This window comes from Brevundimonas albigilva (genome assembly GCF_023503965.1).
Lineage (GTDB): Bacteria > Pseudomonadota > Alphaproteobacteria > Caulobacterales > Caulobacteraceae > Brevundimonas > Brevundimonas albigilva.
In genome coordinates, this window is sequence record NZ_CP097298.1 from 2,785,624 (window position 1) to 2,800,147 (window position 14,524).

General features: G+C 68.7%; 16 protein-coding genes and 1 pseudogene. 7 read left to right on the plus strand and 10 right to left on the minus strand.

The features are described 5' to 3' along the window. Positions 1-129: 129 nt before the first annotated feature. Positions 130-333, plus strand: coding sequence for a cold-shock protein (locus MU852_RS14670; protein ID WP_249750176.1), 204 nt, complete (start codon positions 130-132; stop codon positions 331-333). 148 nt (positions 334-481) lie between these two features. Here the strand turns inward: MU852_RS14670 and MU852_RS14675 are convergent, their stop codons facing one another. The 5 genes and pseudogenes from MU852_RS14675 to MU852_RS14695 form a co-directional block, all read right to left on the minus strand. Further along, positions 482-1,381 carry a DMT family transporter gene (locus tag MU852_RS14675; protein WP_249750177.1) on the minus strand — a complete coding sequence of 300 codons (900 nt, stop codon included), beginning with the start codon at positions 1,379-1,381 and terminating at the stop codon, positions 482-484. Positions 1,382-1,492: 111 nt separating this feature from the next. Next, positions 1,493-2,050, minus strand: coding sequence for a sensor histidine kinase (locus MU852_RS14680; protein ID WP_347342313.1), 558 nt, complete (start codon positions 2,048-2,050; stop codon positions 1,493-1,495). Between the two features lie 172 nt (positions 2,051-2,222). Continuing rightward, positions 2,223-3,437: pseudogene (locus MU852_RS14685) on the minus strand (GAF domain-containing protein); the annotation flags it as partial. Between the two features lie 74 nt (positions 3,438-3,511). Next, entirely contained in the window at positions 3,512-3,667 is a 156-nt protein-coding gene (locus MU852_RS14690; protein ID WP_249750179.1) for a phytochrome family protein, read from the minus strand. After that, complete coding sequence (locus MU852_RS14695; protein ID WP_249750180.1) at positions 3,664-3,906, minus strand: heme oxygenase-like domain-containing protein; 243 nt, start codon at positions 3,904-3,906, stop codon at positions 3,664-3,666. The genes MU852_RS14690 and MU852_RS14695 overlap by 4 nt, the downstream gene beginning before the upstream one ends. A gap of 164 nt (positions 3,907-4,070) precedes the next feature. Here MU852_RS14695 and MU852_RS14700 point away from each other — a divergent pair, with 164 nt between their 5' ends. From MU852_RS14700 to MU852_RS14710, 3 genes are all read left to right on the plus strand, one after another. Then, positions 4,071-4,220, plus strand: a complete 150-nt coding sequence (locus MU852_RS14700; RefSeq protein WP_249750181.1) for a hypothetical protein — start codon at positions 4,071-4,073, stop codon at positions 4,218-4,220. Between the two features lie 171 nt (positions 4,221-4,391). Further along, positions 4,392-4,595, plus strand: coding sequence for a hypothetical protein (locus MU852_RS14705; RefSeq protein WP_249750182.1), 204 nt, complete (start codon positions 4,392-4,394; stop codon positions 4,593-4,595). Continuing rightward, positions 4,592-5,179 carry a transglutaminase-like domain-containing protein gene (locus tag MU852_RS14710; RefSeq protein WP_249750183.1) on the plus strand — a complete coding sequence of 196 codons (588 nt, stop codon included), beginning with the start codon at positions 4,592-4,594 and terminating at the stop codon, positions 5,177-5,179. Before MU852_RS14705 ends, MU852_RS14710 begins: the two co-directional genes overlap by 4 nt. 221 nt (positions 5,180-5,400) lie before the next feature. Here MU852_RS14710 and rpmB read toward each other — a convergent pair whose 3' ends face one another. Further along, positions 5,401-5,697, minus strand: a complete 297-nt coding sequence (rpmB, locus tag MU852_RS14715) for a 50S ribosomal protein L28 (RefSeq protein ID WP_249750184.1) — start codon at positions 5,695-5,697, stop codon at positions 5,401-5,403. 227 nt (positions 5,698-5,924) lie between these two features. Here rpmB and MU852_RS14720 point away from each other — a divergent pair, with 227 nt between their 5' ends. Further along, positions 5,925-6,401: a DUF3617 domain-containing protein gene (locus MU852_RS14720; RefSeq protein WP_249750185.1), complete on the plus strand. Its 477-nt coding sequence runs from the start codon at positions 5,925-5,927 to the stop codon at positions 6,399-6,401. Positions 6,402-6,467: 66 nt separating this feature from the next. On the opposite strand, the gene MU852_RS14725 is transcribed toward MU852_RS14720, so the two are convergent. The 3 genes from MU852_RS14725 to MU852_RS14735 all read right to left on the minus strand — a co-directional run bounded on the left by MU852_RS14725 (position 6,468) and on the right by MU852_RS14735 (position 8,529). Further along, a complete protein-coding gene (locus MU852_RS14725; protein ID WP_249750186.1) occupies positions 6,468-7,415 on the minus strand; it encodes a DUF808 domain-containing protein in 948 nt (315 codons plus the stop codon). 66 nt (positions 7,416-7,481) lie between these two features. Then, positions 7,482-7,874, minus strand: coding sequence for a hypothetical protein (locus tag MU852_RS14730; protein WP_249750187.1), 393 nt, complete (start codon positions 7,872-7,874; stop codon positions 7,482-7,484). A 124-nt stretch (positions 7,875-7,998) separates the two neighbouring features. Continuing rightward, positions 7,999-8,529, minus strand: coding sequence for a CarD family transcriptional regulator (locus tag MU852_RS14735; protein WP_249750188.1), 531 nt, complete (start codon positions 8,527-8,529; stop codon positions 7,999-8,001). Positions 8,530-8,896: 367 nt separating this feature from the next. On the opposite strand from MU852_RS14735, the gene cysD reads away from it, so the two are divergent. Beyond that, entirely contained in the window at positions 8,897-9,895 is a 999-nt protein-coding gene (gene cysD / locus MU852_RS14740) for a sulfate adenylyltransferase subunit CysD (protein ID WP_430641155.1), read from the plus strand. After that, positions 9,895-11,820, plus strand: coding sequence for a sulfate adenylyltransferase subunit CysN (gene cysN, locus MU852_RS14745; protein WP_249750190.1), 1,926 nt, complete (start codon positions 9,895-9,897; stop codon positions 11,818-11,820). Before cysD ends, cysN begins: the two co-directional genes overlap by 1 nt. 17 nt (positions 11,821-11,837) lie before the next feature. On the opposite strand, the gene MU852_RS14750 is transcribed toward cysN, so the two are convergent. Next, positions 11,838-14,396: a DUF4214 domain-containing protein gene (locus MU852_RS14750; protein ID WP_249750191.1), complete on the minus strand. Its 2,559-nt coding sequence runs from the start codon at positions 14,394-14,396 to the stop codon at positions 11,838-11,840. Between the last annotated feature and the right edge of the window lie 128 nt (positions 14,397-14,524).

A 14,524-nucleotide genomic window follows, 5' to 3' on the forward strand; every position in this document is an offset into this window, starting at 1 on the left:
CAGTCCGGATTTTGCGTGGGGTCCACACCCGCGTCTCGCTCCTTCGCCTGAACGAGCTTGTTCCAGATGGACTGACGGGTCCCTCTGAAAAGGGGCCCGCCTGGAAAGCGCGTTTACGGAGACGCAGACATGGCGACCGGTACGGTCAAGTGGTTCAACCCCACCAAGGGCTATGGTTTCATCCAGCCCGATAGCGGCGGGTCCGACGTGTTCGTTCACGTCACCGCCGTTCAGAAGGCCGGCCTTCAGGGCCTCGATGAGAACGCCAAGGTCGAATACGAGCTGGAAACCCAGCGCGGCAAGACCTCGGCCGTGGACCTCAAGGTCCTCTAAGTCGACAGCCGAACAGGCTGGGAAGCGGGCGCGGGGGCATCCTCCGCGCCCGTTTTCTTTTTAGGGCGGGCTACCGCGCTTCGCGCTGCTTGAGCCCATGTTGTTTGGGCTACCGCGCTTCGCGCTGCTTGAGCCCATGTTGCCTGGGCTACCGCGCTTCGCGCTGCGGGGGTCCGGCGGTTGCGGATGGCTCGGCGGCCAGGCCGGAAAAGGGCGCGGCGGGCGCTCGGTTCGAGCGCTGGGCCAGGATGACGGCGACCAGGACCAGGGCGCCGCCGCCGGCCTGAACCGGGGTCAGGGTCTCGCCGAAGACCAGCCAGCCCAGCAGGGCCGCGACCACCGGCTGGACCAGGATGGTGACGGCGGTGACCGAGGCGGGAAGGCGGCCCAGCGCCCAGGCCACGCCGCCCTGGCCGAAGACGTGCATCACGCCCATGGCGACGCAGGCCGCCCAGCCGGCCAGGGTTGCGGGAAGAACGTCCTCGCCCAGGCCCAGCGCGACCAGGAACAGCAGGGGCGCGCCCAGCAGCGTGGCCCAGAAGGTGATCCGCATCGCGCCGGCCGTCGCGCGCGCCGCCTTCACCGCCAGGAAGTAGCCGGAATACCAGACCGCCACCGACAGGCTGAACAGGTCGCCCAGCAAGGGGTTGGTCCCCTGGCCGCCGTCGGCCCCGGCCGCCATGGCCAGGGCGCCGCCCATCGCCAGGGCGAGGGCCAGCAGGAACAGCCGGCGCGGCTTCTCCTTCAGCACGACCCAGGCGAACAGGGTCACGACCACCGGCGTCAGGTTGCACAGCACCGTGGCGTTGGCCACCGACGTCATGACGATGCCGTAGTGCCAGAAGCTGAGGTCGAGCGTGAAGAACAGGCCGGCCAGCAGCGCCCATTTCGACGGCCGGGCCACGCCTCCCGGTTCGCGCCCCGCCAGCACCGCCAGCAGCGGCAGGGCGAAGGCGAAACGCCAGAAGCCCGCCGCCGCCGGCCCCGTCTCGGTCAGGCGCACCAGGATCGGGGCCAGGCCCAGGACGCAGGCCGCGACCAGCAGCACCGCCAGGGCCGGCGCGAGCGGAGACGTTCGGGGGAGGGGGCGGTCATGGCGGCTGTTTAGGCCGCGCCGCGCGACCGCGCCATCGGGATCGGCGGCCAGCCAGAGCGGGCGTCAGGCCAGGGGGTCGATGCGCGCCTTCAGCGTCACTTCCAGCCCCGGCTTGCGGTCGCGGTAGGCCAGCTGGCCGTCCAGCTGGCCGACCAGGCTGCGGATCATCATGGAGCCGAAACCCTTGCCCGCCTGGTGCCCGCCCTTGCCGTCGTCGGCGACGGTCAGGCGCAGCTGATCGTCGGCTTCGGCCAGGGTGATGAACAGCGGACCCGGCTGGCCGTCATAGGCGTACTTCTGGGCGTTGATGATCAGCTCGGTCAGGATCAGGCCGAGGGTGACGGCCCGACCGGCGTCGACGCAGACCGGCGCCAGGTCGGTCTGGATCGCGGCGGCCCAATCAGGCCCCATGCTGCCGCCCAGATCCGTCACCAGTTCGCCGATGTAGCGGCTGAGGTCGATGGTGGTGGTGTTGTCGCCCCGATAGAGGCGGCTGTGGACGGTGGAGACCGCGCGCACCCGGCGGCGCGCCTCCTGCAGGGCGACGGCGGCGGGGCCGTCGGCCTGGTCGCGCGCCTGCAGGCCCAGGAAGCTGGACACCAGCGTCAGACTGTTCTGCACGCGGTGATTGATTGACCTCGCGCATCAGATACTGCTGCTGCTCCAGCCGCAGGTCGCGCTCGTTGAGGCGGGTCTGAAGCGACTGGTTGAGGCTGCGCAGCTGGCTGACGGCGGCGAAGTCGGCCAGGGCGTCGCGCAGGCGCGCGGCGGACTCCACCGCGGCGGCGGACCAGCGGCGCGCGCGGCCCGAGACGGTCTGGGACCACTCCTCGAAGGACGCGCGCGGGTTCAGGGCGCCGGACGCGCCGGATTTCACCGCCGTCTCGGGATTTCCCGCCCAGCGCACCGTCTCGACGATTTCCGAGCGGAACCACAGGATGGAGACCGGCGCGCGGCCGGTCAGGCGGACGGCCAGCAGGCCGCTGCCGTGGGCGCGCCACGCCTCGGCCTCGGGCAGGATGCTGGACAGGGCGCTGGAGGAGACGGGACGAAGGCCGGGCAGGCCCTCCAGCCAGGCGCCGAGGCGAGCGACGCCCTCTTCCGGCGGGGTATGGCCGAAGCGGACGACGCGCCCGTCGCCGATCAGGGCCAGGCCGTCGGCGTCGACCAGTTCCATCAACTGCGCCGAGCGCGCCGCCAGCGCCTCGTCCAGCGCCGCTTCGGCGGGCAGCCGGGCGACCAGCTCGTCCTCGAGACGACGCAGGCGGACCCGTTCGCGGTACAGTTCCGCATCCGCCTTGGCCTTGAGTTGGCGCGCCAGGTTGCGGGCCAGCGTCGTGCAGGCGACGCGAATCTCGTACGGCATCAACTGCGGCGCCGCGCTGTGGCAGGCGACCAGGCCCCACAGGGCGTCGTCGACGATGATCGACACCGAGGCCGAGGCCCGCACGCCCATGTTGCGCAGATACTGAAGGTGAACGGGCGACACCGAGCGCAGGCCGGCGTCGCTCATGTCCAGCGGCGGCTCGTCGGGATCGACGGGGCGCAGCGGCTGGGGGGTGTAGTGGCTGTCGGGGATGACCCGCACGGGGTTGCGCAGATAAAGGGCGCGCGCCTGACGCGGGATGTCGGTCGCGGGGAAGTGGTGGTTCAGGAAGGAGGACGCGCCGTTGCCGCGCGCCTCGGCCACGACCTGGCCCGCCTCGTCGTCCAGGAAGCGGTAGATCATGACCCGGTCGAAACCGGTCAGCTTGCGAAAGGCCTCGGCCGCCTGGTCGCTGACGCCCTGCAGGGTGCCGGCCCGTTCCATGTCGGCGCCGGCGGCGTCGAGGCGCGCGATCAGTTCCACGCCCGGGCGGCTTTGCTGGGAGCTTTGCTCCACCTCGACGACGACGCGCGGCGCCTCGCCCGACATCGACGGCGTCGCGTAGTGGACGACGACATCGTATTCCAGCCCGTTGGCGGCGCGCCAGCGTCCGCAGAAGCCCTTGTCCTCCAGCCGCGCCATGTCCCGCACGCGTCGGGCCACGGAATCGCCCAGCAGGTCGGCGACCGGGCGATCCAGCCAGCCGTCGCGCCCGGTCAGGCCCTCGATGGGGCCGGCGCCCTTGAGCACCACCTGGGCTTCAGGTCCAGCACCAGCAGGAAGCCGTGAGGCTGGACGGCCTGGGGAACATGGATCGGCTCGCGATCGCAATCGGTCAGGTCGATCTCGTCGCGGATGGCGGAATCGGTCATGCGGCTGCCCTTTGCGACAGCGGCGCCAGCGTGGCGCGGGCGTAGGCGAAGCCCTGCAGGCCGCCGGCCACGATCTGCTCGACCGAGGCCGCGCCATCGGCGCAGGCCTGCTCCAGCAAGGTCTGGAAGGCGCGCCAGCGGTCGCCGGTCTGGTCGCCGTGGGGATCGAGGAAGGACAGGCCCGCCAGATCGCACCCGGCGGCGGCCAGGCGGCGGCGGATGATGCGGCCGCCCAGCATCGACCCCTCGGCGACATAGACCCAGCCCAGGGCGGCGCCGGGCGTCGCGACGGGGGCGGCGCGGCGGGCGTGGGCGCGACGACGCCCAGGTCCGCCAGGTCGCGAGCGACGCCTTCGGATCGTGCAAGCGGCTTGAACGCGCCCGCCAGCGAGGCGACCAGCGGATGGGCGGCCGCCTCCACGCCGAAGTGGAAACGATGGAAGGCCAGGACCATCTGCGCCCGGGCGGCCGGATCGGCCAGGCGGCGCTCGATCGCCGCCTCGTCCTCAAGCGCGGAGTGGTCGGCGGCGGTCGCTCGGCGAAGGGCGGATAGGGCGGGGGAGGCCGACATGAATGACGATCCTAACATATTGAGACCGCTTGTCGATTTTCGCCTGTTGTGTACGCCGCCGTACGTTTTGCATCCGCGCGCCCCGGGGTCACGGAACAGCCGCAGTCTCATGGCGTTGAGCGGCCAGCCAAACCTTCAAAACCGGTGCCCTTCATGAAACTGCGCGTTCGCGCCGAGCTCGTCTATCGCTTCGATCCGCCGACGGACGCCATCTACAAGATCCAGGTCGCGCACTGGCCCGGCCAGGACATCCTGGAGGAGCGGCTGACCTTTTCGCCGCCGATCCAGGCCCATGAGGACGAGGACGCCGAGTTCGGCGCCCGCGCGCGCTGCGTTGCCATATGTCGGGCGAGGTGACGCTGACCTATGGGGCGGTGGTCGACAACGGCGTGCTGAGGGGGCTGCCCCTGAACGTGTCGCAGCACGACTGGGGCGATCTTCCCGCCGAGGTGCTGCCCTATCTGTCGCCCAGCCGATACTGCCCGTCGGACCAGTTCGGGCGTTTCGTGACGCGCGCGTTCGGCGAGACGTCGGGCGGGGCGCGGGTGCTGGCGATCCTGGACTGGATCAAGGCCAACATCGACTATGAGCACGGGGTGTCGGACACCGAGACGACGGCGGCGCGCACCTTCATCGACCGGGCGGGGGTGTGCCGGGACTTCACCCATCTGGGCCTGACGCTGTGCCGGGCGTCGGGCATTCCCGCGCGGGCGGTCAGCGCCTTCGCCCACCAGCTGGAGCCGCCGGATTTCCACGCCATCTTCGAGGTCTGGCTGGACAACGGCTGGTGGCTGGTCGACCCCACGGGCCTGGCGCCGGTCCGGGGGGCTGGTGCGGATCGCCTGCGGCCGCGACGCCGCCGACATCGCCTTTCTGACCACCCAGGACCGCTGCGAGATGGTGCGTCAGTCGGTGACGGTGGAAGCGGCCTGAGGCGATGACGCGAAGACCTTCCCCCGCTTGTCGGGGGAAGTGTCAGGTCGTGGCGCGAAGCGACACGCCTGACGATGGGGGAGTGTCTTCTTTGGATGACACTTCCCTCTCCGACCCCTGGTTCGCTTCGCGAACGACGGGCCACCTCTCCCGCAAGCGGGAGAGGGATGGGCAAAGAAAAGGCCGGCGGAAACGCCGGCCTTTTCCCGAAATCGATTTGCGACGCCGATCAGGCGGCGGCTTGCTCGGCCAGCTTGGCGCGGACCTGACGCTTGATGCGCTGGGCGGCGGTCGACAGCTGCTCGTCGCGGGCCTTGACGATGAAGGCGTCCAGGCCGCCCTTGTAGTCCAGGGTGCGCAGGGCGGCGTTGGAGATGCGCAGGCTGAAGGTCTGGCCCAGGGCGTCCGAGGTGACCTTGACCGTCTTCAGCGACGGCAGGAAGCGGCGCTTGGTCTTGATGTTCGAGTGGCTCACGCTGTGGCCGACCATCGGGCCGATACCAGTGAGTTCGCAACGACGCGACATCGTCAGATCCTTAAGGTGCGGCGCCCGGCCCGAGAAATGGACGCGAACGCATGAAACAGGTGCGCGCGGAAACGGGTCCCGCGCGAGAGAGGGGGCGTATAAGGGAGAGGGGCGCGGGCGTCAACCTGAGTCCGCGCCGGCCGAACGCCGCGACGCGCGTCTCGTTCAGCCTGTATTCAATTGCCGGGCGTCATATCCATATCATGACCATGACCAAGAGCCTTTCCATGATCCTTTCCCCGATCCGCCGCGCGCCGGGCAAGGCCGCCGCGATCGCCGCGCCGCTCCTGGCCGGCGGCCTGATGCTGGCCGCGCCCGCCATGGCGCCGGCCCAGACCGCCGCCCAGTCGGAAGTGCTGCCCGGCTATTGGGAATACACCACCAGCGCCCTGGGCCAGCGCGACACCGAACAGAAGTGCGTGCGCCCCAGCGAGATCAACCGCTTCTTCGGCGGCCTGTCGACCAAGCGGTGGCGCTGCACCTATCCGACGCGGGTGGTGGGCGACGGAAACGCCCGCTTCGAGGGCACGTGCCAGGACCACAAGGGCCGCCGGGTCAATGTGCGGCTGAACGGGACCTATGAGACGACCAGCTTCCGCTTCAGCGGCGGCGCGCAGCTGCTGCGCGGCACGCCCTATATCCCGGCCAGCATCACCGCCCGGCGAATCAGCGCCCAGTGCCCGGCCAATGCGGAATATTTCTGACTTTCCGACCCGCCAGGCGTGGGCCCAGGCCCAGGCTTGAGGCCAGGCGTGGCGCAGGGCGCAGTATCAGTGCGCCCCGCCGCCCTTTCGAAGCCGCATGACCTGATGCAGGGCGAAGGCGACGGCGCCGCCCACCACCACGCCGATGACGGTCGAGATCGCCGCCGTGGTCAGCCAGCCCGCCACGGCGCCCAGCGGCCCGGTCGCCTGGGCGACGGCGTGGGACAGATGCTCCACCGGCTCAGCCGGCCAGGCCAGTCCCAGCGTGTGCGACCCGTGCAGCAGGATGCCGCCGCCGACCCACAGCATGGCGAAGGTGCCGATCGCCGACAGGGCGTTCATCACCACCGGCATGGCCTTGACCAGGCCGCGCCCCAGCGCCCGGGCCGCGCCTGACGGCCGCTCGGCCAGATGCAGGCCGATGTCGTCCATCTTCACGATCAGGCCCACCGCGCCATAGACCGCCACGGTCATGGCCAGGCCCACCACGATCAGCACGCCGGCCTGGGTCAGCAGGGGCGCGTCGGACACGTCGGCCAGGGCGATGGTCATGATCTCGGCCGACAGGATCAGGTCGGTCCGCACCGCGCCCGAGACGGTGGCGGCTTCCAGGGCGGCGGGGTCGCCGGTCGCGGGCGCGGCCTCGCCATGACCCGCGCCGCCGAACATCTCCATCAGCTTCTCGGCGCCTTCGAAACACAGATAGGTCCCGCCGCACATCAGGATGGGCGTGATGGCCCAGGGCGCGAAACTGGTCAGCAGCAGGGCGACGGGCAGGATCAGCAGCAGCTTGTTGCGCACCGAGCCGGCGGCGATCTTGGCGATGATCGGCAGTTCGCGGCTGGGCGACAGGCCGGTGACGTAGCGGGGCGTCACCGCCGCGTCGTCGACCACCACGCCGGCCGCCTTGGTCGCCGCCTTGCCCGAGGCCGCCCCCACATCGTCGATCGACGCCGCCGCCAGCTTGGCGATCCCCGCCACGTCGTCGAGCAGGGCGATGAGTCCGGAAGGCATGGGCGCGGTCTTGAGCTGAGGGGGAGAGGGTTCAGGCGTAGATCAGCGCCCACGCCTTGTCGATCTTCACCTGGTGGTTTCCTGAGCCGGTCCGCTCTTGAGTGCTTGCGTATTCCGGAAGGCCGAGCCCCAGATCGTGAACATGCCCGACGCCAAGATGAGCGTGACGAGGAGGACGCCGAAGCCCAGCCCGGAAGGGTCTCGACTGACGCTGACGACAACGAAGACGTGAAACGCAAGAAACAGCAGATGCACGCCCGCCAGGACGATGGCGTTGTAGATGCGTCGCCATCGCGGCTTGAGCATCAGGCCTATCAGGCCCGGCCATTCGGTCAGGTCCTCCGCGAGCGGATCGTGAGGGATGGCGGTTCGGGATTTGAGGAACGGCAGTCGCAGGAACAAGCCCGCCGCCACGAAGGACAAAAGCGTCAGCGCCGCCCCGATGGCCATCGCTCTCATGCTCATCTCCTCCGGCGACGTCCGGACCAGCCTCAGGGACAATCGTTAAAGGCGGGTCGACCACGCAAAACAAAAGGCCCGGGATCGCTCCCGGGCCTTTCGATTGTTCGTCGATGGGGCGCGATTAGGCCGCTTCGGCGGTCGGGATCGGCTTCTTGGCGCTGAGGGACTTGGCCAGCAGTTCGACGGCCGCGTCCTTGTCGATCTTGTTGGCCGCGGCGACTTCGCGGGCCATGCGGTCCAGGGCCGATTCATAGAGCTGGCGCTCCGAATAGGACTGTTCCGGCTGGGTGTCGGCGCGGTGCAGGTCGCGGACGACCTCGGCGATCGAGATCAGGTCGCCCGAGTTGATCTTGGCCTCGTACTCTTGAGCGCGGCGCGACCACATGGTGCGCTTGATGCGCGCGCGGCCCTTCAGCGTGGTCAGGGCCTTGGTCACGACGTCGTCGGCGGCCAGCGAACGCAGGCCGGCGGTCTTGGCCTTCTTGGTCGGGACGCGCAGGGTCATCTTCTCGTGGTCGAAGGTCACGACATAGACCTCCAGGCTCATGCCCGCGACTTCCTGGGTTTCGATGGCCGCCACCTTGCCGACGCCGTGCGCCGGATAGACGACCGCGTCGCCGACCTTGAACTCCAGACCCGTCTTGCTCGTCATAATCGTCCTTTCCCGGTCAGGGCCGGGCGAAGCGAAGGCGCGTCGAACGCAGACAGGTTCTCGTCCACCGGCGGGGCCGCTGGATGAAAAGATGCAGGCGTCAGATGCGGAAACGGATCACCAAACCTCTGGCCGATCCCGCCTTCATGGACGGGATTCTGTCGCAAACACGGGCGGCGCGAAGATTCCGCGGACCGCCCGATCCAATGAAACAGAACCTATCACAAAATGACGGATTTTCAAAACGTCCACAGGGACGGCGTGGATTCACGGCATGGCTGGTTCGTTTGTGGCCGAAATCGGGCAATGATCCCCGACGACGAAGATGCGGGGATGATTTCTGCTCGGCGGTCATAGTATCAATCGTTTGCGCCCGGCATGGCTTTGCGGTGAGTGGGCCGCCTTTGAACGAGCGAACGCCTTGCCTGTCAGTCCCGCCGCATCCCTGACCCCCGCCGTGTCGCGCGAGCGGCTCACCCATCTGCAGCGCCTGGAGGCCGAGAGCATCCACATCATGCGCGAGGTGGCCGCCGAGGCCGAGCGCCCGGTGATGCTGTATTCGATCGGCAAGGATTCGGCGGTGATGCTGCACCTGGCCCGCAAGGCCTTCTTCCCGTCCAGGCCGCCGTTCCCGCTGCTGCACGTCGACACGACGTGGAAGTTCCGCGCCATGTACGAGATGCGCGAGCGGATGGCGGCCGAACTGGGCTTCGAGCTGCTGGTGCACCGGAACCCCGACGCCCTCGCGCGCGGCATCAATCCGTTCGACCACGGCTCGGCCCTGCACACCGACCTGTGGAAGACGGAAGGGTTGAAGCAGGCGCTGAACCTGCACGGCTTCGACGCGGCCTTCGGCGGCGCCCGGCGCGACGAGGAGAAGTCGCGGGCCAAGGAGCGCATCTTCTCGTTCCGCACGGCCGAGCACCGCTGGGATCCCAAGAACCAGCGGCCCGAGCTCTGGCGACTATACAACACGCGAAAGCGGCCGGGCGAAAGCATCCGTGTCTTCCCGATCTCCAACTGGACCGAGCTGGACGTCTGGCAATACATCCACCTGGAAAACATCCCCATCGTGCCGCTGTATTTCGCCGCCGAGCGGCCGGTGGTGGAGCGCGACGGGGCCCTGATCATGGTCGACGACGACCGTTTCCCGCTGCGTGCCGGCGAAACGCCGCGGATGCGTTCGGTCCGGTTCCGCACCCTGGGCTGCTATCCGCTGACGGGGGCGGTGGAGAGCACGGCCGCGACCCTGCCCGACATCATCCAGGAGATGCTGCTGACCACGACGTCCGAGCGCCAGGGCCGGGTGATCGACCACGACCAGTCCGCCTCGATGGAGAAGAAGAAGCAGGAAGGCTATTTCTGATGGCCGCCAAGATCTACGAAGCGTCCGACCTGATCGCCGCTGACATCGCGGCCTATCTGGATGCGCACCAGAACAAGAGCCTGCTGCGCTTCATCACCTGCGGCAGCGTGGACGACGGAAAGTCGACCCTGATCGGGCGGCTGCTCTACGATTCCAAGATGATCTTCGAGGATCAGATGGCGGCGCTGGAGGCGGACAGCCGCCGCGTCGGCACCCAAGGGGGCGACATCGACTTCGCCCTGCTGGTCGACGGCCTGGCGGCCGAGCGCGAGCAGGGCATCACCATCGACGTGGCCTATCGCTTCTTCTCGACCGATCGACGCAAGTTCATCGTCGCCGACACCCCGGGACACGAGCAGTACACCCGCAACATGGTCACCGGCGCCTCCACCGCCGACGCGGCCGTGATCCTGATCGACGCGCGGCGGGGCGTGCTGACCCAGACGCGGCGGCACGCCTATCTGGTCAGCCTCCTGGGCATCCGCCACGTGATCCTGGCGGTCAACAAGATGGACCTGATGGGCTGGTCCCAGGCGGTGTTCGACGAGATCGTGGCCGACTTCTCGGCCTTCGCCGAGCGGATCGGGGTCGAGGATTTCCACGCCGTGCCGATGTCGGCCCTGCGCGGCGACAACATCGCCGAGGCCAGCGGCCGCTCGCCCTGGTACGCCGGGCCGCCGCTGATGACCCTGCTGGAGACGCTGCCGGTCGACGACGACCTGTCGGCCGATCCGTTCCGGATGCCGGTGCAGTGGGTCAATCGGCCCGACCTGGACTTTCGCGGCTTCTCCGGCCTGATCGCGGCGGGGACGGTGCGGCCGGGCGACCCCGTGCGGGTCGCGCCGTCGGGCAAGACCTCGACTGTCGCGCGCATCGTCACCGCCGACGGCGACCTGGACCGGGCGGTCGCCGGCCAGTCGATCACCCTGACCCTGGCCGACGAGATCGACGTGTCGCGCGGCGACGTGCTGGCGGCGGCCGACGCCCCGCCCGAGGCGGCCGACCAGTTCGAGGCGACCCTGGTGTGGATGGACGACGAGGCCATGCTGCCGGGCCGGCCCTATCTGCTGAAGGTCGGCGCCCGGCTGGTCGGGGCGACGATCACCGAGCCCAAGCACAAGGTGGACGTCAACACCCTGGAGCAGCGCCCGGCCAAGCGGCTGGAGCTGAACGAGATCGGCGTGTGCAACCTGTCGCTGGACGCCGCGGTCGCCTTCGATCCCTATGCGGCGAACCGGGACCTGGGCGGCTTCATCCTGATCGACCGCATCTCCAACCGCACGGTCGGGGCGGGGATGCTGCACTTCGCGCTGCGCCGGGCCCACAACATCCACTGGCAGGACCTGTCGGTCGACAAGGCCGCCCGCGCCGCGATCAAGAACCAGCGCGGCCGGGTCGTCTGGCTGACCGGCCTGTCCGGCGCCGGCAAGTCGACCATCGCCAACCTGGTCGAGAAGCGCCTGCACGCCGACGGCCGCCACACCTATCTGCTGGACGGGGACAACGTCCGCCACGGCCTGAACCGCGACCTGGGCTTCACCGAGGAGGACCGGGTCGAGAACATCCGCCGCGTGGCCGAGGTGTCCAAGCTGATGGTGGACGCCGGCCTGATCGTCTTGGTCAGCTTCATCTCGCCCTTCCGGGCCGAGCGCCGCATGGCCCGCGACCTGATGGCGCCGGGCGAGTTCGTCGAGGTGCACGTCGATACGCCGTTGGCCGTGGCCGAGGCCCGCGACGTCAAGGGCCTCTACAAGAAGGCCCGCGCCGGCGAGCTGAAGAACTTCACCGGCATCGACAGCCCCTATGAGGCGCCCGAAGCGCCCGAGATCGTGGTGGACACCACCACCATGACGGCCGAACAGGCCGCCGAACGCATCGCCGCCTGGCTGGACCAGGCCGAACCGCCGACGGACTTCAGCATCTGAAGCCCGCCGGCTGATCCCTAGACGATCCAGGCGTGGTCCTGGGTTTGGCGGATGTGGTCGATGTCGTTGGCGGGGATGCGGTGGAGGTCGGCCACGTCGGGCCCGGCGTCGGCGGCGTGCAGGGCGTCGAACCAGGCAGGCGGCAGGGTGTCGACGGCGGCGATGTCCGGGGCCGGCGCCTTGTGGGCGTCGAACGTCGGCATGACCTGGCCGGTCAGGTCGAGGTCGGCGGCCAGGACGAAGGCGTCGTCGTCGAGGCCGTCCGAACCGATCACGATGGGATCGCGGAAGTCTTCGGGGGCCAGGATCGCCTTGCCCGGCTCGGCGGCGGCCAGGGCGCCGTTGTTCCCGCCAGCGACCTGAATCCCACCCAGCCACAGGCCGGCGGTCAACCCCACGTGCTCGGCGCTTTCGGAGAAGTTGAGCAGCATCTGGGCGCGGTTCGATGCGCCGCTGTCCAACTGGCTGGTCCAGTGGGCCAGGCCGCCGGCGTCGGGTTCGCGGTTCAGGGTGAAGCGGTACATCTGGGCCACGAAGTCGGCGTTCGACAGGTTTCCGTACTTCTGCTGGAACTCGGCGGCCGAGGCGAAGGCGGCGGCGATGTCGATCAGGGCCGTGCCGTCCTTGAGGTTCTGGGTCCAGACGGCCAGGCCGCCGACGTCAGCCAGGCGGTCGAAGGTGGCGTCATAGAGACGGGCGATGATCTTGGCCTGGTCGTCGGCGACCCACAGGCCGCGGTTCAGCACCGAGGCGGTGTTGTTGACGTGCTCGGCGCTCTCGGAGAAGGCGACCAGCATGTCGGTTCGGTTCAGCGAGCCGTTGTCGAGGCGTGCGGTCCAGTTGGCCAGGCCGCCGGCGTCGGGCTCGCGCCGCAGGGTGGTGCGATACAGCTGGGCGACATAATCCTGGTTGGACAGGCCGCCGAAGTTGGCCTGGAACTCGGCGGAATCCAGGAAGGCCTGGGCCATCTGGGTCAGGGTCAGCCCGCCTTCCAGCCGGTCGAGCCAGTTCTCGAAGCCGCCCTGGTCGGACTGGCGGGCCAGGGCGGCGTCGTACATCCGCATCACCTGGGCCGCCTGGCTGGCCGCGTCGAACGTCAGGGTCCCGTCGACGAAGCGCAGGTTCTCGATCGAGACCAGCGCATCGGTCCCTTCGCCGGCCCCAGAGATCGAGGTGCTGTCGGCCACATACATCCGCCGCGCCGAGGCGTAGAGCGCCGTGTCCACGCCCGCGCCGCCGTCCAGCAGGTCATTGCCGCCCGCGCCGGTCAGGGTGTCATTTCCCGCGCCCGCGGCGAAGATGTTGGCGGCGGCGTCGCCAATGAAGTTGTCGTTGAAGGCTGTGCCGTAGGCGCCCTCGATCGAGACGAGAGTGTCGATCCCGTGCGCGACCGAGTTGGCCTGACCCGTCGCTAGGTTGACCGTGACCGCATTCGGCGCGGTGCGATAGTCCGCCATGTCCAGACCCGCACCACCGTCCAGACGATCGTTCCCCGCTCCCCCGATCAGAACGTCGTCGCCCTCCATCCCGCGCAGATCGTCGTGGCCGCCATTGCCGTTCAGGATGTTGTTGGCGACGTTGCCTGTGACGATGTCGTCTCCATCGCCCGCGATGGCGTTCTCGATCAGCGAGCGGATGTCGCCCTGATAGAGCAGCGCATTGGCCAGATTGCCCGCCGCATAGATCGGCCGGAGGGCGCCGCCCGGTGTATCGGCCCTTTGGATCAGTGTCGCGAGCATGGAGGAATCGAAGGTCGACCACTCACCGGGTTGCAGGCTGATGACTTGATCGCGGTCGAAGTTGCTGAAGTCATAGGTGTCGACGCCGCCGCCGTCCCAGATCGTCCGCAACACCACGTCATAGGCTGGAACAGCTCCGCCCACCCCATTGACCACCATCTGACCGGTCGCCGGGTCGAAGACGTAGGTGGTGTCCGTCGCATTGAAAGCGAAGTTCGCCCCATACAGATACTGCAGCGCGGCGATATCGAGCATCATGAAGCTCTGCTCGTGATGCGACCCGCTGTAGTCGCCGTCCTGCTGCGTGGTGTGCAGCCGGTAGGACATGGTCGAATATTCGATGGAGTCATAGGCGAGAGGGATGGGACCCCACTGGCCCTCGTGCGGGTGCGACAGGCCCAGCGCATGACCCAATTCGTGACGCAGGATGTGCGAGACCGTATCGCCTAGGACCGGATCGGCGTTGGCGTTGTTGGCGAACCACTGATCACCGTTCTGCTGAAAGTCTCCCGGGCCGTAGGCGTAGGCCCCGTTTCCGGGATCGTCGAACCGGCCCCAGCGCAACTGTGAGGCGGCTGGGTCGCCCTCCACGAAGGTCAGGGTGGTGAAGGTGGCGATCTCATCCAGCAAGGCCACGGCGTGGGTCGCCCAGGCTGCGGAGAAGGCTTGGAAGTTCTGCAGGTGCCAGTCGCTGGGGTAGCCTGGCTGCCCGCCGTTGTAGGCGGTGGAGGATCCGGGGAAGGCGTAGGTCAGGCGCGCATCGGTCCATCGCGTGCCCAGAAACATCCCATCGATGAGCGGGTCGCCCGATCGGATGACGACTTCGGAGTGCGGCATGATCAGAAACTCCCTTGGAGACGAGGGGAGCCTACAGCCACGCTCTGGGAATCGGCAAGTTCGTCAGCCGGCGTTATCGCAATGGGGTGCTGTTCGGCACCGACCGTTCATGGCCGGCGCCGAACGAT

What these genes read in the sequence shown, in the direction of transcription:
- cysN (WP_249750190.1), top strand. Translation starts at nt 9,895, where the DNA reads ATGGCCGCCAAGATCTACGAAGCGTCCGACCTGATCGCCGCTGACATC.
- MU852_RS14690 (WP_249750179.1), bottom strand. Translation starts at nt 3,667, where the DNA reads ATGACCGATTCCGCCATCCGCGACGAGATCGACCTGACCGATTGCGAT.
- MU852_RS14750 (WP_249750191.1), bottom strand. Translation starts at nt 14,396, where the DNA reads ATGCCGCACTCCGAAGTCGTCATCCGATCGGGCGACCCGCTCATCGAT.
- MU852_RS14670 (WP_249750176.1), top strand. Translation starts at nt 130, where the DNA reads ATGGCGACCGGTACGGTCAAGTGGTTCAACCCCACCAAGGGCTATGGT.
- rpmB (WP_249750184.1), bottom strand. Translation starts at nt 5,697, where the DNA reads ATGTCGCGTCGTTGCGAACTCACTGGTATCGGCCCGATGGTCGGCCAC.
- MU852_RS14700 (WP_249750181.1), top strand. Translation starts at nt 4,071, where the DNA reads ATGGGCGGCCGCCTCCACGCCGAAGTGGAAACGATGGAAGGCCAGGAC.
- MU852_RS14725 (WP_249750186.1), bottom strand. Translation starts at nt 7,415, where the DNA reads ATGCCTTCCGGACTCATCGCCCTGCTCGACGACGTGGCGGGGATCGCC.
- MU852_RS14695 (WP_249750180.1), bottom strand. Translation starts at nt 3,906, where the DNA reads ATGCTGGGCGGCCGCATCATCCGCCGCCGCCTGGCCGCCGCCGGGTGC.
- MU852_RS14705 (WP_249750182.1), top strand. Translation starts at nt 4,392, where the DNA reads ATGAAACTGCGCGTTCGCGCCGAGCTCGTCTATCGCTTCGATCCGCCG.
- MU852_RS14720 (WP_249750185.1), top strand. Translation starts at nt 5,925, where the DNA reads ATGATCCTTTCCCCGATCCGCCGCGCGCCGGGCAAGGCCGCCGCGATC.
- MU852_RS14735 (WP_249750188.1), bottom strand. Translation starts at nt 8,529, where the DNA reads ATGACGAGCAAGACGGGTCTGGAGTTCAAGGTCGGCGACGCGGTCGTC.
- MU852_RS14730 (WP_249750187.1), bottom strand. Translation starts at nt 7,874, where the DNA reads ATGAGAGCGATGGCCATCGGGGCGGCGCTGACGCTTTTGTCCTTCGTG.